This window comes from Geobacillus sp. CX412 (genome assembly GCF_027942335.1).
Classification (GTDB): Bacteria; Bacillota; Bacilli; order Bacillales; family Anoxybacillaceae; genus Parageobacillus_B; species Parageobacillus_B toebii.
Genome location: NZ_CP103461.1, coordinates 2,097,768 through 2,119,436, shown reverse-complemented (window position 1 = coordinate 2,119,436; position 21,669 = coordinate 2,097,768). Strand labels below are relative to the sequence as shown.

The following is a 21,669-nucleotide window of genomic DNA, read 5'->3' as shown; positions in this document are numbered from 1 at the left end:
GTATATACAACTATACCATAAATTGCTATTCTATAAAAAATGAAAACACTTCCAATATCTCTGCTTCAACATTTTTTGCCCCAAGAAAATGCACCAGGAAAAATACGTTTTTTCTATTATTTTGATGAAAAGGAGGCTGCTGATGAGCAATCGGTCGATTTCCATCGTTTTGTCATCTGTAATGTTAGGATCAGTCATCATTTCTTCACCCCCACCTGTTTTCGCAATATCCCATGAACATCCATCTCCCACGATGGAGCAAACTGAAAAGAAAGTATACAAAACTCTTTTGGCGAATGATCCTCATTTATCGCTAAGCACCCCGTCCATTTGGTATCAAATGCATTTGCAGGCCCCCACCTTGAATGTCAGTGGAGTGATTTTCTCAGGAATCCCAGGCATCATTTTAGGACATAACGAGCATGTAGCGTGGGGCGTGACAAACACCGGACCGGATGTGCAAGATTTATATATCGAAAAAAGAAATCCAGCAAACAAGCGGCAATTTTTGTACAACGGAAAGTGGGAAGACGCGAGGGTCGTGAAAGAGCCGATCAAAGTCAAAGGCGGCAAAACGATTCCATATAAGGTGACGATTACAAGGCACGGTCCTGTCATTTCCGATTTTGCATATAAAGATGACAATATGGCGTTCTCACTATGCTGGACGGCGCTGGATCCATCTACAGAGCTGCAGGCCATCTTGGAAATGAATAAAGCAACGAACTGGCAGCAGTTTGAAAAAGCGCTCGAGCATTTCCATGTTCCTACGCAAAACTTTGTTTTTGCGGCAAAAGACGGAACGATCGCGTATAAAGCAAACGGGAAGATTCCGGTTCGCAAAAAAGGAGACGGTCTGCTTCCGGTCCCAGGCTGGACGGACGAATACGAATGGATTGGATTTATTCCGTTTGACAGGCTCCCGCGCGTGGTAAATCCAAAAGAAGGATTTATCGCCACGGCGAACAACAAGGTGATAGGAAATCACTATCCATACCATATCAGCCACCACTGGGCGCAGCCATACCGTTATATGCGGATTGCGCAAGTGCTTGAAAGCAAAAATAATCTCACGATCGAAGACATGAAAAAGCTGCAAATGGATCAAACCAACTTATGGGCGAAAGAATTTGTGCCGGTATTGGTGCAAGCGGTGGCTGGCAAACCGCTTTCCAAAATTGAGCGAAAGGCGCTTGATGAGCTGCGAAATTGGGATTATGTCGATCGCAAAGACGATGCCGCCCCACTGATTTTCCATCTGTGGATGAAAGAAATTCCGAAAGTTTTGTTCCGTAAAGATATTCCGCCGCAAGTGGATAAGCTGTTTGAAGAAAAACAGATCGTGGTTGACGAATTGTTGCGGCGGGCGGCGAAAGGAGATGTCTCGCCATGGTTTGCGGAAAACGGCGGATTTGCCCGTGTGCTTGCGACAGCGCTGCATCATGTCACCGACCAGTTGACGGAAAAATACGGGGCTGACCCGTCGAAGTGGAAGTGGGGAGACTATCATCAACTTTACTTTGCCCATCCGATGTCAAGTTCCTCCTCGTTGCTGCAATTTTTCTTCAATCGGGAAAAGGCGGTTTCTGTCGGCGGCAGCCAAGCAACGGTGCAGGCAGCGAGCTTCACGGACAAAGGCATTGTCAACCATGGCGCTTCCTGGCGGTTTGTCATCGATATAAACGATATCAAGCATGGCTACCATATCGTCGGGCCTGGTCAGGCGGGGCATTTCAGCAGCCGCTGGTATCATGATCAAATCGATGACCATCGAATATAATGCTTGGCGAACGAGGAAAATGGGCGTTGCTTGTCTACATTGGGGATACGTTTTGGGATTATGTGGTGGTGGAAGTGAAATAACAGATTGGAGATAAACACCCTTTCCCTTCTCCTTAAAAGCAGGGGAAGGGTGTTTATATTTTCTATTATTCTCCGACATACCCTCGCAGCACACGATCGACCGCACTCCCGTATGTTTCCCCGAATAAGTTCAAATGCACAAGCAAATAGAAAAGCTGATATAATTGTTTTCGTTCGTGATAATCGGAAGAAAGCGGCATGAGTTCGTTATATGCCTCATAAAAGCGGCTAGGGAATCCGCCGAATAGTTCGGTAAAGGCGATTTCAAATTCATAGTGTCCGTAAAATACAGCGGGATCAATCAAATACGGAACGCCGTTTGCGCCAACGATCCAGTTTCCGCCCCAAAGATCGCCGTGCAGTAAAGATGGGGAGCACGTTTCAGGAAGCCATCGTTCAAGAGAAGCAAGGAGCTTCTCCAGCTTGTTTCTTCTGCGCGCTGGCATTCGCCCCTTTTGTTCGGCAAGTTCGATTTGCGGAAGCAGGCGGCATTCCCGGTAATAGTCGACCCAGTTTTCATACCATCCGTTTTTTTGGGGCAATAGCCCAATATAGTTGTCTTCCACAAACCCAAACGAAGGACCGTAACATTGATGAAGACGTGCGACGGCATAGCCGAGTTGTTCCGCGGTCTTGCTTGTTTCTTCTCCTTCAACCCATTCAAGAATAAGAAAGCCATAGTCATTTGTTTCTTTGACGCCATAAACAGAAGGAACGTTGATGGCATTCGCCTTGCGAAGCGTCTCAAGCCCCGTCGCTTCGCATTGGAAAAAGCGAGGCGGAAGGGAATGGCGGATTTTCACAAAGTACGGCTGCCGCTCGCTTTGGACGAAAAACGCCTCGTTAATATCGCCGCCGTATACCCGTTTGTATTGCAAGATGGCCGATGAATCGCCGATGTGTTGAAGCGCTTCTGCGATGATCGTTTCCGTTTTCATGAATCATTCCCCACTTTCCACTCACGCTCAATGTCGCGAAGGACGTCGCCGATTTTCCGCTCATGAATGACGATATCCGCAATATCATCGAATTCCGTCGGCTCCCAGTTTACAATAACGACTTTCGCACCGTTTCGTTTGGCAACAAGCGGCAGCTGATTAGCGGGCGATACTTGAAGCGAAGAACCGAGGACGATCAATAAATCGGCTTTTTGCGCTGCCTGCCATGCTTGTTCAATGGCGTCTTCTGGAAGCATTTCTCCAAATAGGACAACAGAAGGACGCAAAAAACCGCCGCAGTCGCACTCGAATTGGTTATGCAAATATACTTCGCTGTCTAATGTGTTTCCACATCGCTGACAGTGGACCGTCCGAAGCGAGCCGTGCAGTTCAATGACGCGCTGGCTTCCTGCTTGCTGGTGAAAGCCATCTACATTTTGCGTAATGATTTGTTTAATCAGCCCACTCCGTTCCCAGTCGGCTAAAATGGCGTGCCCTTCGTGCGGTTTACACGATCGGAGGGTGCGGATGCGGTATTGGTAAAATTCGATAAATGCTTCGCGATGATGTTCAAGAGCGTAGGTGCTTGCTAATTGTTGCGGATTAAAGCGATTCCATAAACCCGTCTTAGCCGAACGGAAGTCAGGGAGTCCGCTTTCCGTAGACATGCCCGCTCCTGTCAAGACTACGGCGTAACGGGATGACGATAACCATGAAGCAATCATGTTATTCCTCTCCTTTGCAGAAAACTCGTTATTTCTATTTTACATGATGAGTCCGATTTTCCCTATTATCCTATTTGACAAGCATTTTTCTTTTAATTTTTTCCATCTTTCGGTATGATAAAAGTGTAAGTAAAAATAGATAAGGAGGCATGATCATGAGCAAAAAAGTATTGATTGTAACCGGAGATGCGGTAGAAGCGCTAGAAGTATATTACCCATATTATCGTTTACTAGAAGAAGGATATGATGTAACGATTGCCGCGCCGAAGAAAAAGAAATTACAGACGGTTGTGCATGACTTTACTGGCTGGGATACATATGAAGAAAAACAAGCATATCTTATTGAGGCGCACGCGGCATTTGCCGATATCGACCCAACGCAATATGACGGAATCGTTATTCCAGGTGGACGCGCGCCAGAATATATTCGTCTTGACGCCGATCTTCAACGCATTGTTAGACATTTCTTTGAAGCGAATAAACCGATCGCTGCGATTTGCCATGCGTCCCTTATTTTCGAAACGATGCCAGATTTGTTGAAAGGACGCAGCTTAACTGCATACATCGCTTGCAAACCAGGTGTGGAAGCACTTGGGGCAACGTATGTATCTGACAGCACAACACATGTCGACCAAAACCTCGTTTCTGCTCATGCTTGGCCGGACTTGCCTGTCTTCATGCGCGAATTTATTCGTTTGCTTCAAAAATAATGATCAAATCCCCTCAAGGCAGCTTGAGGGGATTAATGTTTATATGGCCGCGTCTTTCGCCTGGGCTGCTTCTGCTTTTCGGGCGTTTGTTGCCAAGTATACCCCAATCAACACAAATGCACCGCCAATCAGTTGTGACGCGGAAATTTTTCCCCCTAATAAAAATGTGAACAACGCTGTAAATACGGCGATTAAGTTCAAATAAATGCCTGCGTAGCTCGGTCCAACCTTTTTGACAGCCATGTTCCAAAATAAGAACGAAAAAACGGATGGAAACAAACAAATATAGCTGATGCCAATCCATCCTTTCCCGCTTAACTCGGCAAGCGGAATCGGCTGAAAGAAAAGAAACGGAAACAACAAAATAATGCTGAAAAATACGGAACAAGTAGTCGCAGTAATCGGGGGAACGGCTAATTTTTTTCCGATAATCGAATAAAGCGCCCACACTACACCAGCGATGAGCATCATCAAATCGCCTCGGTTATAGCTCGTTTGGAAAATCCACTGCAGATGTCCGTTTGTTAAAATAAACAATACGCCGACTAGCGAAATGACAAAACCGATCACATTGATAAATGTCATCCGTTCTTTTAAAAGAAAATATGACATAATCACGATAATCGCTGGGTTCAATGCGTTGACAATCGCCGCATTCATCGGTGAGGTATATTCCAATGCTCCGTAAAGAAGCAGGTTATAGCCAATAATGCCAAGAATACCGGCGATGCTTAATGGCAGCCAAAATTGCTTCATGATTTCTCCATAGCGCGGTCGTTCCAAAAAATAGGAGATGGGAAGAAGAAATAAAAACGCAACGCTCCAGCGGATGAATGTAAGCCATAGAGGGCTAATTTCTGCGATGACATATTTTCCAAATAGATAATTACCTGCCCAAAATAAGTTGGCTAACACTAAAAAGATTTTCTCTCTCATTCATTTCTCTCCTGTCTCGTCTTTTGATATTCCTTATTTTACTACATTTACTTCATGACATGTTTGATATCCTTCTTTTTTGAAGAAGAGGGTTTGGCTAACGTTGTTTCTTCTGCACGTACATCTAGTGAAATGAGAATTTTTTTGATTGTTAGATGGTGTTGCAAAACTAGAGTAAAAACTCGAAGTTATGCATAAGGATACAGCAGAACACATGTAGTACATATCGATGAAATCCATACCATCGCGGCTGTTCCACCCCATCACTTTTTAACTCATTAAATACCTGTTCAATCCCGCGGCGAAGCCCAAACAGCCATTGGCCAAACCTCGTTTTCAAAACGATTTTTTTTGACACTGTCGGCATTCCTGTCACATACGGTGTTTCTGGTAATGACAGAGAGTCAATATATCGAAATAAGGATGCTAAAAGTGGATCGATTTCATAAGACCATGCATGTTCGCTGTTCCAATTAGAAATCATGATCATATCCACCCCTTGGAGAGTTGTTTTTGGTCGCTGTATATAATTTCCAAGGTGGTGGATTTTTTATGTGCATTTATGCATTCGTTATGCGTTTGGCAACATGTTCCTACAAAGAAAAAGAGGGTGTCCCAAAAGTGTTCGCATAGCGTTCGTTTTTGGGACACTTTTTTGGATAAAAAAGAAGAAAACCGTTCCTCTTTTGGTATCATAGAGTCACCACAACCCTACCAAGAAAGGACGGTTTTCTTATGTATATTTATTATAACCAAGATCAACTCATTTTGCCAATGGATCTTGAAATTCTTATTCCCAAACATCATCTTTGCTGGGTCGTGGATCTAGCCGTGGAAAAAATGGATCCGGCTCTGTTCGTTTCCCTCTATCCTGGCGGAGGCCGCCCAGCCTATCATCCGAAAATGATGTGGAAAGCCATCCTGTATGCCTACGCCAATCGGATCTACTCCTCTCGCCAAATCGCCAAGCAGTTGAAAGAAAACATTTACTTTATGTGGCTATCCGGCCATCAAACACCGGATTTCCGCACAATCAACCGGATTTCGGTCGGAACGGATGAAGGACGACCATATGAAAAACGGCCAGCTCAAACCGGGGTACAATGTGTAGATTGGGACAGAGAACCAATTCATCACTGGATTTAGCGTGCATCAACGGACAGGGGATGCCGGATGTTTCATTCCGCATTTGGAGCAATTGGCCGCCTATGGACGTCCAATACCCAAACGAGCCATTGCGGATTCTGCCTATGGGAGTGAGGAGAACTACACGTACTGTGAGAAAAAGGAGATAGTCGCCCTGATCAAGTACAACACGTTGGATCGAGAACAAACGAAAGCGTGGGCGAAAGAGATCGGCCGAATCGAGAACATGACGTATGAGGAGGAGCTGGATGAGTGGATTTGCGCCAAAGGAGAACGGTTGGTGTTTGTGTATGAACGGAAGGAAACGACCGACAACGGATACGTTACCGTCAAACGGACGTATCGTTGTACGGCATGTGCCGGATGCCCGTTTCAGACGGCATGCGCCAAAGGCAAAGACACGAAAACCATCCGCGTTTCCTTGAAAAATCAACAACAACGGCAAGAGATCCGGGAACGGCTGTCCAAGGAAGAAGGGGCGGCGACGTACCGAAAACGACAAATCGAAAACGAGCCGGTGTTTGGGCAAATCAAGCACAACCAGCAATTTCAGCGCTTTTTGTTGAGAGGGCTCCCAAAAATTACCTTGGAATGGGGGCTTATTTGTGCTGCTCACAATTTGAAAAAGTGGGCGGCCACCATCGATCCAATGAAAAGAAAAAGGGAGAAACATACGGGGATGAGAAGAAGCAAATTCTTTGAGAGAGCAAAAAATATCCAAAATATCTGTTATATTGCATTCCAAACTTCTCAGTGAAACAGCCCCCTTCATGTAATATATTTAAAATCTGTTCCCCTGAAAAAGAAATCCCATAAACTCAATACCAATTAGATATCCAATAATAATAACAACAATTAGTGCAACATTTTTCAATTTTTACAAAAATATAAAGAAATTTATAAAAACATAAATAAATTTACAAAAATTATAAAAATGTACACAAACACATTAGAAAAATATTAGAATTTCTATCTACGTTAAGTATCGAAAAGAAGTTTTTAAGTTTTGACATTAACTGCTTGGTGAGAAAGGATTGAATAGTTTGATGATTTCGATTTGGACATTGTTGTCAAAAAACAAGACAACGTCGTACAACCGAATGTTACAAGTAAATCTCTTTGTACTCCGAGTTGTATCACAGGTGTGTTAATGTGCTTAACGCAAAATTCTTGTGTATCTTGCAACTCTTGCATTCGATGCTAATGGTTCTGATTCATCAACATCCATTCAACCATGTTAGCGTTAAACGACTTTAAGAAAATCGGTCACAAGCCAACTTTCGACAGAAAATTGAGGGAATTTGGCACTTAAATTCAACCTTGATCAACGCTCGTCAAGGGAGAGAAAGAAGTCAGTGAGGGCAAGAGCAGAAAGAGTATAAGAAGCCCTTGTCCATTCTTGATTTTTCCGTTGATGGGGTTGGAATGGTCAAGGATTCTCTCGGTTGGAGCAGACACGATAAGACAACACGATTTTCTTGATGGCATCCAACATAAAAGAACAAGTAATGCCAACCCTTTGACGCAAATTACGTCTCGTCCCCCGCAGAACGAACCAGACAGCTTGTAGGAGTATTTTATAGACTGTTGGCAGGGTGATAAAAGGAATCTTAGTGATACCGCTTGCTACAGTAGTTGGCCAATGATATAGTGTAATTTTACAATGATGAATTTCCTTTTGGTTTTAAAAATATTGAGGGAAGCGAAGAGAACAGGGAATATTATGATTATGTCGGATTAATAGACGGAACGGCGGGAATTTTATTGACGCTATTAGCTATACAAAACTCTAAAAAAACGCCTTGGGACTGTGCATTTTTATTGTCTGAAGTTTAAAATTATTATTGGTCAGACTAAGAAAAAGGCAGGGTATTCTCTTATGATGTTAAGAGGGTACCCTATCTGCATAGATACGGAATATGTTAAAATGGTGTTTAAATTCCATTAACTGTAAGGTGGGATATGGAAAAATGAATAAAAAGAAAATTTTAGTAGTTGATGATAATGAAGATATTTGTCTTACGATCAAACAATATTTGGAGCTTTATAATTATATGGTTGAAATTGCACACAACGGTACCGAGGTGTTGAAAATTATCAACAATGATTTTGATTTGATTATATTGGATATTATGATGGAAGGCATTGACGGAATGGAATTGTGTGGTATTATCCGTGATAGAGTGGATTGTCCGATTGTATTTGTTAGTGCTAAAACGCTGGAGGAAGATAAGGTTCAAGCTCTTTCCATCGGTGGAGATGACTACATAACCAAACCCTTCAGTTTAAAGGAGTTAAAGGCGAGAATCGATTCCCATTTAAGACGGGAAGAGCGGATCCGTTCGAATGACAGGTATCTTTTGAGTTCTAAAAATATTACAATTGATCTTTTGGCCAACGAGGTCTTTTGTAAAGGGATTAAATTGCATTTAACAAAAAAAGAATATGAGATTATTAAATTGTTAATGTTGAATAAAAATGTGGTTTTTTCCAAAGAAAGAATTTTTGAACGCGTATGGGGATTGGATTCAGAAAGTCAGTTAGAAACGGTAACAGAGAGCATTAAAAATATCAGGAAGAAAATAAGAGCTTTAGATAAAGAAACTTCCTATATTAAAACATTATATGGATTAGGTTATAAATGGGATGTTACATATGAAAAAAGATAAAACAATAAAAAGAGATTTTTATTTATTGGTTGTTAAGATCTTCTTGTCAACCATTGTATCCTCACTTATTACTTATTTATGTTTATTATTATTCATATTTATGTTTACAAATAATAATACTATCAAACCGACGAATTATTTTGTTAAATATCTCGATTTAATTGAAGAAAAGATTGAAGAAAACTCAGCATCAATTTTAATGGGGCGATTAATTGATACAAAGTCCTATAGCGAAAAGATTCAGGGGGAAGTTTTGGACATCAACGGTAATCATATGTATGGTGATAAGGGAGTTGCTGGGGCCAAAATAGATGTTGGTGAAGTTATAAATCATGAGATTGTAAAAGGAAGTTATGTTTACAGATTTATACCTATTAAACATGATAACTCTATTCAAGCGGTGTATGTGCTGAAAGCCCCTTTCGGATTCATCATTAATAATAATGATCGCCTCGGAATAGTGTTTATTTATGTTGTATTGTTGATTTCTCCGTTGATATTTTTTATTATATATTTAATTTTATTTACATCCAGGCTGTATAAATCATTGTTTAATAATATTAAAGTGTTGCTTCAGGCTGCCGATAAAATTTCGAACGGCGATTTTGATTTTAAGGTCTCGGGGCTGAAAAGAAAAGAGTTTATAAGGATACAGGATTCGTTTAATACAATGATCAGCGCCCTTAAAGAGATGATTGAAAGTTTATCAAAGATCGATGATGAACGGAAAATCATGGTGTCATCGATTGCCCACGATATAAGAACTCCATTAACCGTAATCCGAGGACAAATCGATTTAATTAATGATTTAAAGAGCCTAGATCATTTTGATATTACTCCCCATTTGGATATTATCCGCAAGAATTGCAGCAAAATGAGCATGCTTACAGACAATTTGTCGTTGCTATATAAAGTGGAAAAAGCACACTTCTTATTGAATATTAAAAGAATTGATTTAAACAAAATGCTTAATGAGAAAAAGCAAGAAATATCAACAATGGTCTATAATAAAAAATCCGTAAACATTTATTTTGATGTGAATTTAAGGAAACAATTTTATTTTCTTGATGAAACCATGTTAATGAGGGTTTTGGATAATATTTTATATAACAGCCTGAGATTTACAACGAGCGGGGAAATTAAACTTGAAGTACATGATGAAGTCGACGGACACGACAGCAAAATCTATTTTAAATGTTCGGACACAGGGACAGGGTTCAAGGAAAAAGATACGTCTCTGTTGTTCAAGGCTTTTTATCAGAATGAACAATATAAAAACCATTTTGGTTTAGGTCTTTATATTGCGAAAAAAATTGTAAACAATTATGATGGAGAGATTTGGGCTTACAACAATGAAAACGGCGGAGCAACCGTTGAGTTTTATATAAAGGAGATCTCAAATTATTCTCACATTTCGCACTCTCCCGACTAAAATCGGGAGTATTTTTTCATGGCCATACCGAACCAATCCCTTGAAATATCAACCCGAGTTCGACAGTGACTAGGCAAACAAATCGCCTCTCAGCCCTTGATATTGCTGGCTTTCTAGCTTTTCGATCACACCCGCAGAGGCTCCATGTCAAGTTGAGTTTGATTGCCGAGATCGACCAGCGCATCGACCACCTGCTTGAACCGTATCAACAGGAAGTGGAACTATTCATGACGATGCCGGGAGTGAAAAAAGAAACCGCCGCCGTGGTGATCGCCAAAATCGGAACGGATATGAGCACTCGCTTCATGGGCGGGATTGGCAAAGGCAATCCCCATCTCCAATCGGCGTTATGCGAGACGGCATGGGCGTTATCCCGATGCAGGAATCAACCATTGGCGTCGAAATTTTGGTCTCTGGCGGCTCGGCGGGGAAAGAAGAAAGCACTCATCGAGACTGCGCGACGGATGCTTTCGATCATGTTTTACATGATCACCCGAAAGGAACCGTTCCGCGAACCACAAATGAACTAGTATAGCCAAAAGGCGTACGGAATATACGAGGTGCCGAAACGAAAAAAATCAGGCACCTCTGCTTTCCTATTGCCTTCTTTAGCCATTTGCCAGTATACCCGGCCAGATCGGGGCGTATACAGGGATGGCTGGGGGTTATGGGTTTTCACAAAAAAGTACTTTTTTGCAAATATCCATTGCTATTTCTGCTTCAATCAAGATATGAACCTTATGATTATTTTATTTTTGCAAGATGAAATTTATTGTTAATAACTACCGCAACTTCTTCGTCCGGGCTTACACCTTTTATGCTGTATACCCAACCAAAGTTTAAATGAGTTCTTTTTTCGTCTTTTTTATTTGGAACAACTTCAATTTTTCTGAGCTCTTTTTTGCTTAATATCTCATTATTTTCATTAATCGTAATATTTTCCGAGACTTTCCCAATAGGTTCATCCAAATTGTCACGATCTACTTCTGATTCTTGAATAATATATGTTTTGCCCTCATAGCTTATTTCTTTAAAGTTTTCTTTGTTCAATTCATATTTCGGTAATTTTTTATCAATAGCCATATTTTCTGATGCGGTTTTTTTTAAGTCACTTAAAAGCGAACAGCCCCCCAGGAGAATTGCCCCAATCAGTATAAGAAATAAGATGGAATTCTTCATTTCTGCTCTATTCTCCTCCTTCCCCTGCTTTTTCCATTATTCTGTGAAAATCTTCAGTCCATGAGTGATGATTTTATACCTGGGTGGAGAGCGAAATTCACTCATGGACGTTTTATTCATATGACTTATTCCCTTCCCAATGATTAAACCAGATTAAACCGATTATAGTTACGAGTATAAAACATATAATCGCAGGCACAATCCCTTTCAACAACTCTTGAAAATAGAGATTTGACAACTGCATTCCAAAGGCATGTTTTACCTCGGGCATCAATAACATGGGAACTTGCGAAAGGCGAACGGCCCAAGTCCATGGAATATAATTCCATATATTATCTCCCAAGACAGTTGCCCCGATGATAGCCGAAATAAGGAATCCTCCGCCTCCGATCGCTATAGATGCACCCATCCCGAATGCAAAGCTGATAAGCATATGCATGGAAAAAAGAATTAGTGAGCCAACAACAGACAACATCGCTCCCTGCAAAAACAAATCATAATGAACATTGTCTACGTTCAATATATACCTCATCCCTAACAACATAAGGAAAGTTGACAAGAATATGTCCGCAATTGCTGCAGAAATCAGCAGAAAAAGTTTGCCGAAGTAAAATTTCGCTCTTGAAACAGGACCGGTCAACAAGTTCATAAAACTTCCCGATTTTTCTTCCTGGTATGAGATCAAACCGGTAAGCAGCGAGATAATAATAGGTAAAGAGACAGTCAATACCTCAAAAAAGCCTCCGTATATTTTAACTTGCCAAGAAGAAGGATCATTGTATCTGGAAAAATACCATAACATAAAGATTGGATAAATGACCGGTGTTACAAACACGATCAGTCTGATTGTTGTACGCCTTGTCTTTAACCATTCGGAAGACAGAACCTGCAGAAAAGACATTTCAGTTCACCTCTTTTCTCGAAAACCAAAATGCTGTAACAAAAGATAATAAAACAAAAATGACAATGGAGGCAGCAATTCCTATTGGAATAACGGAAGGATCCAATAAAGGACTTCCTTTCTCCAAAGGGACTCCGTTCGGATGAACACCCACAATCGGGGACATCAGTCTCATTCCCCAGCTCCACGGAATATACATCCAGTACGATTCTGGAGCCATTACTACTCCTAACACAATCCCTATCACACTGACAATAACGGAAATCACCGTTCCGAATCGTTCTGCAAAAAACAACCCTATAGGGATGTATGCTAAAGATGTGATCCAAATGGTAAGGCTGGCCAATATGACGACAGTTGCTGATGAAATGCTGTTGGGCAAAAATAATTTTAATATGATTAGCAATAGAATGAGTTCAATTGTTGAGAGCAATGTATAATAGGCAATTACAATGATTTTGCTGAACCACATACGTATAATGCTGATATCATGACAACGTAAGGCTCTATAGTTCCCTGACTTTTTTTCTCTCATTGCCGAAAGCGATGCGATCAATGACGTCCCTAACGGAGCAAATATTAACGGCCACCAATTAAATACGGTGTATTCGAAATAATTATATTCTGAATTAATCGTAGGCATGGTAATAATGGCGTACAGTACAAAGAAAAAAGGAGCAATATATACGAGTTTTTTGGCAAAAGTCCGCTTATATTTTAAACGTTCAGACTGTATCATATTCAGCATTATTCACATCCTCCTTCATAATCCGTTGACTACATCTATAAAGAGTTTTTCTAGATCTTGGTCTTCATCTATTTCGCCTTGATATTTGAGTTTCCCATTTTGAATAATGCCGATATAATCCGCCAATTGTTTTACTTCCGTCAAAATATGGCTTGATAAGATGACAGTTATTCCTTGTTCTGGGAAAGATCTGATAAGTTTCCGCAATTCTTGTATACCCAGCGGATCAAGTCCGTTTGTCGGTTCGTCGAGAATAAGAAGTTTGGGGTGATTTAAAAGTGCTTTGGCAATACCCAATCTCTGCTTCATACCAAAGGAAAACTGAGACACTTTCTTTTTTTCTGTATTTTCCAAACCAACAATTTTCAGCACTTCTTTTATTCTTGAGTCAGGCAAATTTAGTAATTTTGCATGAACAAGTAAATTCTCATAGGCCGTTAAATTGCCGTAAAGAGCCGGTGATTCGATAAGCGCACCGATATCTTTAAGGTCTTTTCTGCTCCATGGATGACCGTTAATGATAATTTCGCCGTTTGTAGGACGCAAAAGCCCTGTTAACATTTTCAAGATTGTTGATTTTCCGGCTCCATTCGGTCCAAGCAATCCATAAATAGTATTTTCCTTGACTCTTATAGATACATTGTCAACCGCAAGTTGTTTGCCGAAAGCTTTGCTTAAATGATTGGTTTCCAAAAAATACTCTTCCATTTTTATTCTCCTTTCAAAGTTAAAAAACTTTAAAGTTTTTATATACCATGTTCTGGGTATTGTATTGGATGGTGTTGCAAAACTAGAGTAAAAACTCGAAAATTATGCATAAAGATGCAACATAACACATGGAGTAAATACCGATGGAATCCGTACCATCTCGGTTGCTCCAACCTGTTCTTGTTTTCAAAAAGACGGGAAGAACTCGGCTATAAGCATCCTTCCGCATCTCGCTATTGTGGCCGTTGATGGAAGAAATGAATAGGGATCTAGGCTACTCAGCGGTTTGTCGAACCTTTTCGCTGTCATATGCGGCATCACCTAAGGCAAATTCGATTTCTTATTGTTTGAGAGAAGTAAGCAATTCCGGCGCTACGGTTGCATCATTCCGATTCACTGTAGTGAATACATGGGACAAAATCATTCCCTTGGAAGTAATCAAATCCATTAGAGAAATGAATGCATTTTTGAATCATCATTCACCTGCAATTTCACACTAACTTTTCAATATAAAGTTTTTATAATAATTCCGGTTTTTGATTAAATGAAATATATCCTATTTATACCATATTGTTCTTTATTATTTTCCTCTTGTTTGAGAACCCACTGTAATTAACTAGGTATTTTTATAAAATGAACGTGTTGCAAAACGCATAACGAATGCATAAATGCACATAAAAAATCCACCACCTTGGAAATCATATATAGTGATCAAAAAAACAACTCTCCAAGGGGTGGACACTATTATGATTTCCAATTGGAACAGCGAACATGCATGGACTTATGAAATTGACCCAATTTTAGAAGCATTATTTCGGTATATCGACTCGCTATCATTGCCGGAAACACCGTATGTGACAGGAAGACCGCCGGTGTCGAAAAAATCGTTGTTGAAATGTTTCTTTTTGAAAACCTATTTTTCCATTGATTCCTTGCGAAAATTAGTGCGCATCCTGCAGCGTTTTCGCTGTTTTCAACGGGCCTGTGGGCTTGGTGAAGTCCCTCACCTTTCTACGTTTTCCCGTGCGGCGAAGTGGTTCCGGGAACAAGGATTTCCTGTTTTTCATGCACAGCTGCTCAAAGATCTAGAAGTACGTTATCCGCAAATCGTGCTGATCGACAGCACGGCCCTTCGAAGCAGTCTTTACGATTCACAGGCGAAGTGGGGAGTGTCCACCCGATATCACTGGTTTAAAGGATATAAACTCCATCTCTGCACCACCGCCGAGGGAATCATTTTATCTCATGTGTTGACCACAGCGAATCGAAATGATGCGGCAGTAGCACCAGAATTGCTTGTTTCTTTAAAGCAGTGGGATATCGAATTGGTATTGGGCGATGCCGCGTATGACAGTGAAAAGGTTCGTCAAACAGCAGAGCAGTCAGGAATCCTATTCATTTCCCCTATCAACCGCCGCAATAGCAAGGAACGAAAAGATGCCTATGGCCGGGTTCTTCCTGTCTTTTTGAAAACGAGATTTGGCCAATGGCTGTTTGGACTTCGTCGTGAGATTGAACGAGTATTTAATGAGTTAAAGAGTGACGGGTTGGAACAGCCAAGATGGTATGGATTTCATCGATATGTACTGCATGTGTTATGTTGCATCCTTATGCATAACTTCGAGTTTTTACTCTAGTTTTGCAACACCATCAAAATAAAAATATATACGCTCTCTCACTTGTACTTATAACTTGTCATATAATATACATTATATGACTAACAATCTATTCTTTTTTATGATATACTCGTCATATAATGTTATTTTTTTGACCGATTTTTTGCTCTTCGAACCTTTTTAAACTCGTCGTATAAGTGAAAGGGTGGAAAAGATGTTAAATGAGTATGTTATCTACCTTCAGGAAAAAGGTGCTTCCCCAAACACGATCATCTCCTACACGAATGACTTAAATATCTTTTTCCAAGATTTACATATAGGTCCGGGTGATTACGTCACGCCGGCCGACATTCGCAAATGGATCCATCAAATGTTAAATCCGGCGGAAGGGAAACCGTCGGCCATCTCCACCATCAATCGCCGGCTTAATTCGCTGCGGAGCTTTTATGCGTGGGCGGTCGAACATTACAAGCTCGAACAGAACCCAATGAAAGATATCCAGGATTTAAAATCGGCCGATGAAGATAACGAAAAAATTATGTGGCTAAGGAAGAAGAATTCGAGGACTTGTTGCAACGGATGCGGAAAAAGCCGGTACAAAGCCGAGGAGTCGATCCCGAGGAGAAATATCGCCGGGACCGTGCGGTGGTGTATTTGCTTACCTATGCGGGATTGCGAGTGGAAGAGTTATCCAATTTAAAATTAACGGACTTAGATTTAGAGATGAAACGAATTCGGATCGTGGGAAAAGGGATGAAGGTAAGAACGGTGCCGATCTCGAATATCTTGCTGGCAGAACTCGAGGATTGGCTTAAGTTTCGCGCGGAAATGGCGAAAAAGAAACCGCATGTGGCCGAATCGCCATACGTCTTTTACAGCCAGCGTTCTCCGAAGTTTTCGGTAAGGGGCATCCAGCGAATGATCGAAAGCTACAGCCTGCCAAATAAAAAACTGACGCCCCATATGTTCCGGCATACGTTTTGTAAGTGGATGTTAAAGGCGACGAACAACGATATCGAGAAAGTACGGAGGCTTGCTGGTCACAGTAATATTGCCACGACATCCCGATACTTAAAAGACAGCTACAGCGATCTGGCGGATGCGGTAGAGACATTGCCGAAGTTTTAATCCAGATAAATTCATTCCATGAGAGAGGAAATCGATGATGGATCAATTACAGCTCATTGACGGATATTTTGGTGACAATGCGTTTTACATGCGCAGCATAGCTGGATTTTAATAGACTGCCACACCAACAAGGAATCAGCAAGGACCTTTGGATTCGATCAGCTGCATACTTTCTGTATGCTTAGATTCGGACCTAAAGGTTTTTTTTTGCGCTTTTTTAGAGAGGATTTATGGAAGGATACCTTAAATATCTAAGGACGGCACCACATTCCGTATCGAACCCTTTCAAAATAGTATATGAAAAGTAAAATAATCAAATGTTAGCATACATTTGCAAAAATACAAATACATATGCAAAAAAAGATACTTAAATGAGAACTTGCACGATGGGATTGGTTTTTTCCTTGATATGATTCTTTGGTCTACATAAATAAGGGGGGGATATTATTTGTGTTGTAACCGTTTACAAAAAGGATCACCAGGTAATTAAGTCTACAAGTTGGTTAGTAATGAAATACACTAAATTACCAAATGAAATGATGTAAGTTTATCGGATTAATAGGATATTATTTTTCTGAATATTAATTATATTTTTTAAATTCATTGGTTGTTGGAGTTGTTTTAATGAATTGCATTAATAAATTTAAGAATGGAGTGATCATATGCCACTTATTATATTGGCACTAGGGATAGTGTTATTATTTCTACTAATCATAGTTTTTCAGCTTAACGCTTTTCTATCTCTGATTTTATCGGCCATATTCGTTTGGGTTTTCCAAGGGATGGAACCATTAACTATTGTCAAATCAATTGAATCTGGCCTTGGAGGTACCCTAGGACATTTAGCCATCATTATTGGCTTGGGTGCTATTTTTGGGAAAATCATATCTGAAGGCGGTGGAGCCCACAGAATTGCAAGATCTCTAATTAATAATTTTGGTGAAAAAAGAGTGGGTTGGGCAGTTTGCCTGGCATCTTTTATATTGGGGATAATATTATTCTTCGAAGTCACTTTCATTTTGTTGATTCCAATAGTTTACACTGTTGCAGTTGAAGCAAGAGTGAAGTTGCTAAAAGTGGGTATACCGTTTTTAGCAGCAATATCAATAACACACTGTTTTTTACCTCCACATCCAGGACCAACTGCTATTTCGTCTGTTTTAGGAGCCAATTTAGGAGTTGTTCTGGCCTATGGGTTGATTCTAGCAATTCCAGCTTCAGTTATTTTCGGTCCTTTATTTTCCATATTATATAAAAATTGGGACGTAGAAGTTCCAGATCATTTAGTAACAAAGACAGAATTCAACATGGATGAAGTCCCATCATTTGCAACTTGCGTCTTAACGACTTTGTCGCCGGTTATTCTCATTTTGATCGGAGTAATTGCAGAATATACACTTCCTAAAACCTCTACAATCTACAAAATTTTAACCTTTATCGGTAATGCTGATGTATCTTTGCTTATATCGCTCTTCATCGCAGTATATGTATTTGGTTTGCGTAAAAAAAGAAGGACGATTACTCAACTAATGAAAATCGCAGAAGAAGCACTGATTTCTATGGGCGGAATTATATTCATTCTTGGAGGCGGTGGTGCATTCAAACAAGTTATTATTGATAGTGGAATGGCCGATTACATTGCTCAATTCACAAGTGGATGGAATATCTCACCATTTATATTAGCATGGATTATTGCCTGTATAATACGGTTAGCCGTAGGGTCTGCCACGGTAACAGTTTTAACCACTTCAGCAATGATGTCGCCAGTTGTACAAAAAACAGGTGTTAGCCCTGAATTGATGGTATTAGCAATTGGAACCGCTTCTATAGCTTTTGCTCCACCAAGCGATGTATCTTTCTGGATGACAAAAGAATATTTTAACTTGACGATAGGACAGACAGTGAAAACAGTTTGTTTAATGTTTACTCTTATTGCTATTTATGGATTGCTTGGAGTATTAACGTTAAGCACGGTGATTGGCTAATATCCACGTTTCATCGATTAAGGAAATAAAAATAGCCCCTTCCTCACCTTGAAAGGGGCTTATTGCTTTTCATCCTCAACCAGTTCATTCATTAAATCAAATCCTCCATTTCTTTTCTCCGTTTATCAGTTTCTTCTTTGTCAACGCGAAAATGGCCATTTTCTAATATGACCACATCGCCGACCGCAGCGTTCTTAGGAAGCATGCTTTTTCCGATATCTATCATTTGCTTCAAAAGCATCCAAATCGCTTTCAAAACGATCGATAATATGTTTCATTCTTATGTTCGCATCCTCTTTATTTTATCTAGGAGTGAATGAAGTTTGTGTCTTATATGTTTTCCCTTTAGAAACCGCATGCGGCCTTCTCGCCATACGTCTTTTACAGCCAACGCTCGCCGAAGTTTTCGGTCCGGTGATATTTTCATATAATAATACGAAACAGATGTGATAATATAATAAATGCGACCGACACCATAAAGTATATTCCGATTATGTATGTCCATTCTGCTTTTTAGCGGAGAAACCATCGCAAGAAGCAGTTGCAGACCTTTTCCGATAGGATAAGGGTTGTCTTTTTTTCTTTAATGAGATAACATGTGAATCGTGGGAGTTTTTTATATGGATAAAAATGTAAAAGAAAGGTAGAGTGTAATGGCATTACCAAGTGGCGCAGCGATGAACATCACGATTCGTCTTCAATATGAAAAAGATCATGTCTCATTCAGCGATATCGCCGCTGCGATCGGAAAAGCAGGGGGAGATATCGTCGGGATTGATGTTATTTCATCTAGCAAAGTACATACCGTGCGTGATATCACCGTCAGTGCGTTAGATACAAAACAATGCGATTTAATTATTGCAGCGCTGAAAAAATTCAGGGCGTTAAAATTATTCACGTATCAGATCGTACGTTTTGGATGCATATCGGTGGAAAAATCGAAACGAACTCGAAATTTCCGATAAAGACGCGTGATGACTTATCACGGGTTTATACGCCAGGGGTAGCGCGAGTATGTAAAGCCATTGCGGAAGACCCAAAAAAAGCATATTCCTTAACGATTAAGCGCAATACGGTGGCGGTCATTTCCGATGGTACAGCGGTGCTTGGGCTTGGCAATATCGGACCTTACGCGGCGATGCCAGTGATGGAAGGAAAAGCGATGTTGTTTAAGCAATTTGCGGGCGTCGATGCCTTCCCAATCTGCTTAGATACAAAAGATACAGAAGAAATTATTCAAATTGTGAAAGCGATTGCGCCAGCGTTTGGCGGCATTAACTTGGAAGATATTTCGGCGCCGCATTGCTTTGAAATAGAAAGACGGTTAAAAGAAGAGCTGGACATCCCTGTATTTCATGATGACCAACACGGAACAGCAGTGGTGCTGCTTGCGGGGCTATTAAATGCATTAAAAATTGTCGGCAAAAAACTAGAGGACATTAAAGTTGTCGTAACGGGAATCGGCGCCGCTGGAATTGCTTGTACGAAAATTTTGCTGGCAGCCGGTGTGCGCAATATTATCGGTGTAGACCGTCATGGTGCCATTCATCGCGACGAGAAGTACGATAACCCGTATTGGCAAGAATATGCGCAAATCACCAATCCAGATAACGAAAAAGGCAGTTTATCCGAGGTTATCGCGGGTGCGGACGTATTTATCGGCGTTTCCGCTCCAGGCATTTTAAAAGTCGATGATGTGAAAAAAATGGCGAAAGATCCAATCGTCTTCGCGATGGCCAATCCAGTGCCGGAAATCGATCCAGAACTGGCGGAGCCATACGTTCGCGTGATGGCGACAGGCCGTTCCGATTATCCGAACCAAATTAACAACGTTCTTTGCTTCCCAGGCATTTTCCGCGGTGCGCTCGATTGCCGCGCAAAAGAAATTAACGAAGAAATGAAACTCGCCGCAGCGAAAGCGATCGCTTCCGTTGTAACTGACGACGAGTTAAGCGAAACATATATTATTCCGAGCGTGTTTAATAACAAAGTGGTAGAACGAGTGAGACAAGCCGTTATTGAAGCGGCATATCGCACTGGCGTGGCGCGGAAAGATAACATTCCTTTAGGGGGATATTCCGGAGAACAAAGATGAGGCTGTCGCTTAGACAAGACTGTTTGTTAAAGATGATGATGCCCTTCTCCTTATTTTTTACTTGATCCCTTCGAAAGGAAGTTGGAACATGGGGATTCGTTATGAAGTGATTTCCGAAGACGAGATTATTTGTATTAAAGATTTATGCAATGAATTAATGGCCTATCAAAAATCTAAAGCAACGATCCATCCCGAGTGGTTTGACGGGATGTGTTTTGAAACGAGAATGATTCCATCGATCGAAAAGGCGAAAGTGAACTACATCATCGTAGCGAAAGATGACGATGAAATTGTTGGGTATGCATATAGCAATATTTCTCCAAAAACAATCTATTCCAATAATTTCGCGACTTTGCCGTGTGACGCATTTTTTGATTTTGATTCTGTTCCAACCGATGATGTTGGCTGCCTTTCGCAGTTTTATATAAAAGAAAAATATCGCAACCGTGGAATTGGCAGCGTTTTATTCGAAAAATCGATGGAATGGTTAAGTTCATTTCAATCAATCAAGGACATATTTATTTTTGTATCAAACGGAAATGATGATGCGTTAAAATTTTATCTCCGAAAAGGGTTTAAAATCAGTCATCAAATACTGGATGGGTTTATTACGGTATTAAGGAATACGCACTAAACATGCTTTCTTTTTCAAGATGTTCGTAGAGAGGGGGAATTTTCCCTCTCTACTATAACAGACATTCGTCTGAAACCCATTTTTTTCTATCAATCCAGTGTATTTTGAAATTTGAAATAAGACAAACGTACGCTCCCTTTCATCATTTATTGATCGAACATGGAGCTAGGATTGAAGGTGAGGAAACCGCATTATCTCTTGCAATCAAGCGTGGCAACAATAAGGCTTCGGAATTTCTTCGTCTTCAAAATGGAGC

The 21,669-nt window shown here is 40.6% G+C and carries 16 protein-coding genes and 8 pseudogenes; 14 read left to right on the top strand and 10 right to left on the bottom strand.

What is annotated here, in order from left to right:
• Positions 1 to 280: 280 nt before the first annotated feature.
• Positions 281 to 1,768 (top strand): annotated as a pseudogene (locus tag NXM86_RS11085) (penicillin acylase family protein); the annotation flags it as partial.
• A gap of 160 nt (positions 1,769 to 1,928) precedes the next feature.
• On the opposite strand, the gene NXM86_RS11080 reads toward NXM86_RS11085, so the two are convergent.
• Both NXM86_RS11080 and NXM86_RS11075 read right to left on the bottom strand, forming a co-directional pair.
• The gene (locus NXM86_RS11080; protein ID WP_498958017.1) at positions 1,929 to 2,801 is read right to left on the bottom strand and encodes a fructosamine kinase family protein; all 873 of its coding nucleotides are present in this window, start codon (positions 2,799 to 2,801) and stop codon (positions 1,929 to 1,931) included.
• Positions 2,798 to 3,526, bottom strand: coding sequence for an NAD-dependent deacylase (locus NXM86_RS11075; protein ID WP_062677288.1), 729 nt, complete (start codon positions 3,524 to 3,526; stop codon positions 2,798 to 2,800). The genes NXM86_RS11080 and NXM86_RS11075 overlap by 4 nt, the downstream gene beginning before the upstream one ends.
• Positions 3,527 to 3,681: 155 nt before the next feature.
• Here NXM86_RS11075 and NXM86_RS11070 point away from each other — a divergent pair, with 155 nt between their 5' ends.
• On the top strand, positions 3,682 to 4,236 hold the full coding sequence (locus tag NXM86_RS11070) for a DJ-1/PfpI family protein (RefSeq protein ID WP_015863676.1): 555 nt from the start codon (positions 3,682 to 3,684) through the stop codon (positions 4,234 to 4,236).
• Positions 4,237 to 4,275: 39 nt separating this feature from the next.
• Here the strand turns inward: NXM86_RS11070 and NXM86_RS11065 are convergent, their stop codons facing one another.
• A complete protein-coding gene (locus NXM86_RS11065) occupies positions 4,276 to 5,172 on the bottom strand; it encodes a DMT family transporter (protein WP_089097398.1) in 897 nt (298 codons plus the stop codon).
• Between the two features lie 169 nt (positions 5,173 to 5,341).
• Positions 5,342 to 5,518 (bottom strand): annotated as a pseudogene (locus NXM86_RS11060) (ISNCY family transposase); the annotation flags it as partial.
• Between the two features lie 389 nt (positions 5,519 to 5,907).
• Between NXM86_RS11060 and NXM86_RS11055 the strand changes: the two are divergent.
• The 7 genes and pseudogenes from NXM86_RS11055 to NXM86_RS11025 form a co-directional block, all read left to right on the top strand.
• Positions 5,908 to 7,075 (top strand): annotated as a pseudogene (locus NXM86_RS11055) (transposase).
• Between the two features lie 300 nt (positions 7,076 to 7,375).
• Positions 7,376 to 7,522 carry a gallidermin/nisin family lantibiotic gene (locus NXM86_RS11050; protein ID WP_081189986.1) on the top strand — a complete coding sequence of 49 codons (147 nt, stop codon included), beginning with the start codon at positions 7,376 to 7,378 and terminating at the stop codon, positions 7,520 to 7,522.
• Between the two features lie 488 nt (positions 7,523 to 8,010).
• Positions 8,011 to 8,154: a lanthionine synthetase LanC family protein gene (locus tag NXM86_RS11045; protein ID WP_223812269.1), complete on the top strand. Its 144-nt coding sequence runs from the start codon at positions 8,011 to 8,013 to the stop codon at positions 8,152 to 8,154.
• A 134-nt stretch (positions 8,155 to 8,288) separates the two neighbouring features.
• Positions 8,289 to 8,987, top strand: coding sequence for a response regulator transcription factor (locus NXM86_RS11040; RefSeq protein ID WP_498958016.1), 699 nt, complete (start codon positions 8,289 to 8,291; stop codon positions 8,985 to 8,987).
• Entirely contained in the window at positions 8,974 to 10,419 is a 1,446-nt protein-coding gene (locus tag NXM86_RS11035; RefSeq protein ID WP_089097400.1) for a sensor histidine kinase, read from the top strand. Before NXM86_RS11040 ends, NXM86_RS11035 begins: the two co-directional genes overlap by 14 nt.
• 158 nt (positions 10,420 to 10,577) lie before the next feature.
• Positions 10,578 to 10,712: pseudogene (locus tag NXM86_RS11030) on the top strand (IS110 family transposase); the annotation flags it as partial.
• Positions 10,713 to 10,736: 24 nt separating this feature from the next.
• Positions 10,737 to 10,949, top strand: a pseudogene (locus NXM86_RS11025) (IS110 family transposase); the annotation flags it as partial.
• A gap of 214 nt (positions 10,950 to 11,163) precedes the next feature.
• On the opposite strand, the gene NXM86_RS11020 reads toward NXM86_RS11025, so the two are convergent.
• The 5 genes and pseudogenes from NXM86_RS11020 to NXM86_RS11000 form a co-directional block, all read right to left on the bottom strand.
• Positions 11,164 to 11,598 carry a NisI/SpaI family lantibiotic immunity lipoprotein gene (locus NXM86_RS11020; RefSeq protein ID WP_081189713.1) on the bottom strand — a complete coding sequence of 145 codons (435 nt, stop codon included), beginning with the start codon at positions 11,596 to 11,598 and terminating at the stop codon, positions 11,164 to 11,166.
• Between the two features lie 112 nt (positions 11,599 to 11,710).
• Positions 11,711 to 12,499: a lantibiotic immunity ABC transporter MutG family permease subunit gene (locus NXM86_RS11015; protein WP_081189714.1), complete on the bottom strand. Its 789-nt coding sequence runs from the start codon at positions 12,497 to 12,499 to the stop codon at positions 11,711 to 11,713.
• 1 nt (position 12,500) lies between these two features.
• Positions 12,501 to 13,247: a lantibiotic immunity ABC transporter MutE/EpiE family permease subunit gene (locus NXM86_RS11010; protein ID WP_081189715.1), complete on the bottom strand. Its 747-nt coding sequence runs from the start codon at positions 13,245 to 13,247 to the stop codon at positions 12,501 to 12,503.
• A 15-nt stretch (positions 13,248 to 13,262) separates the two neighbouring features.
• On the bottom strand, positions 13,263 to 13,955 hold the full coding sequence (locus NXM86_RS11005) for a lantibiotic protection ABC transporter ATP-binding protein (protein WP_081189716.1): 693 nt from the start codon (positions 13,953 to 13,955) through the stop codon (positions 13,263 to 13,265).
• Positions 13,956 to 13,993: 38 nt separating this feature from the next.
• Positions 13,994 to 14,391, bottom strand: a pseudogene (locus NXM86_RS11000) (transposase); the annotation flags it as partial.
• A 310-nt stretch (positions 14,392 to 14,701) separates the two neighbouring features.
• Between NXM86_RS11000 and NXM86_RS10995 the strand changes: the two are divergent.
• The 3 genes and pseudogenes from NXM86_RS10995 (at position 14,702) to NXM86_RS10985 (ending at position 18,684) form a co-directional block, all read left to right on the top strand.
• The gene (locus NXM86_RS10995; RefSeq protein ID WP_015863779.1) at positions 14,702 to 15,592 is read left to right on the top strand and encodes an ISNCY family transposase; all 891 of its coding nucleotides are present in this window, start codon (positions 14,702 to 14,704) and stop codon (positions 15,590 to 15,592) included.
• Between the two features lie 193 nt (positions 15,593 to 15,785).
• A pseudogene (locus NXM86_RS10990) lies at positions 15,786 to 16,699 on the top strand (tyrosine-type recombinase/integrase).
• Between the two features lie 662 nt (positions 16,700 to 17,361).
• Complete coding sequence (locus NXM86_RS10985; protein WP_081189718.1) at positions 17,362 to 18,684, top strand: gluconate:H+ symporter; 1,323 nt, start codon at positions 17,362 to 17,364, stop codon at positions 18,682 to 18,684.
• A 91-nt stretch (positions 18,685 to 18,775) separates the two neighbouring features.
• Here NXM86_RS10985 and NXM86_RS10980 read toward each other — a convergent pair whose 3' ends face one another.
• Positions 18,776 to 18,925, bottom strand: a complete 150-nt coding sequence (locus tag NXM86_RS10980; protein WP_223812141.1) for a DUF3006 domain-containing protein — start codon at positions 18,923 to 18,925, stop codon at positions 18,776 to 18,778.
• Positions 18,926 to 19,337: 412 nt separating this feature from the next.
• Between NXM86_RS10980 and NXM86_RS10975 the strand changes: the two are divergent.
• Positions 19,338 to 20,779 (top strand): annotated as a pseudogene (locus NXM86_RS10975) (NAD-dependent malic enzyme).
• Between the two features lie 88 nt (positions 20,780 to 20,867).
• The gene (locus NXM86_RS10970) at positions 20,868 to 21,413 is read left to right on the top strand and encodes a GNAT family N-acetyltransferase (RefSeq protein WP_089097404.1); all 546 of its coding nucleotides are present in this window, start codon (positions 20,868 to 20,870) and stop codon (positions 21,411 to 21,413) included.
• Positions 21,414 to 21,669 lie beyond the last annotated feature (256 nt).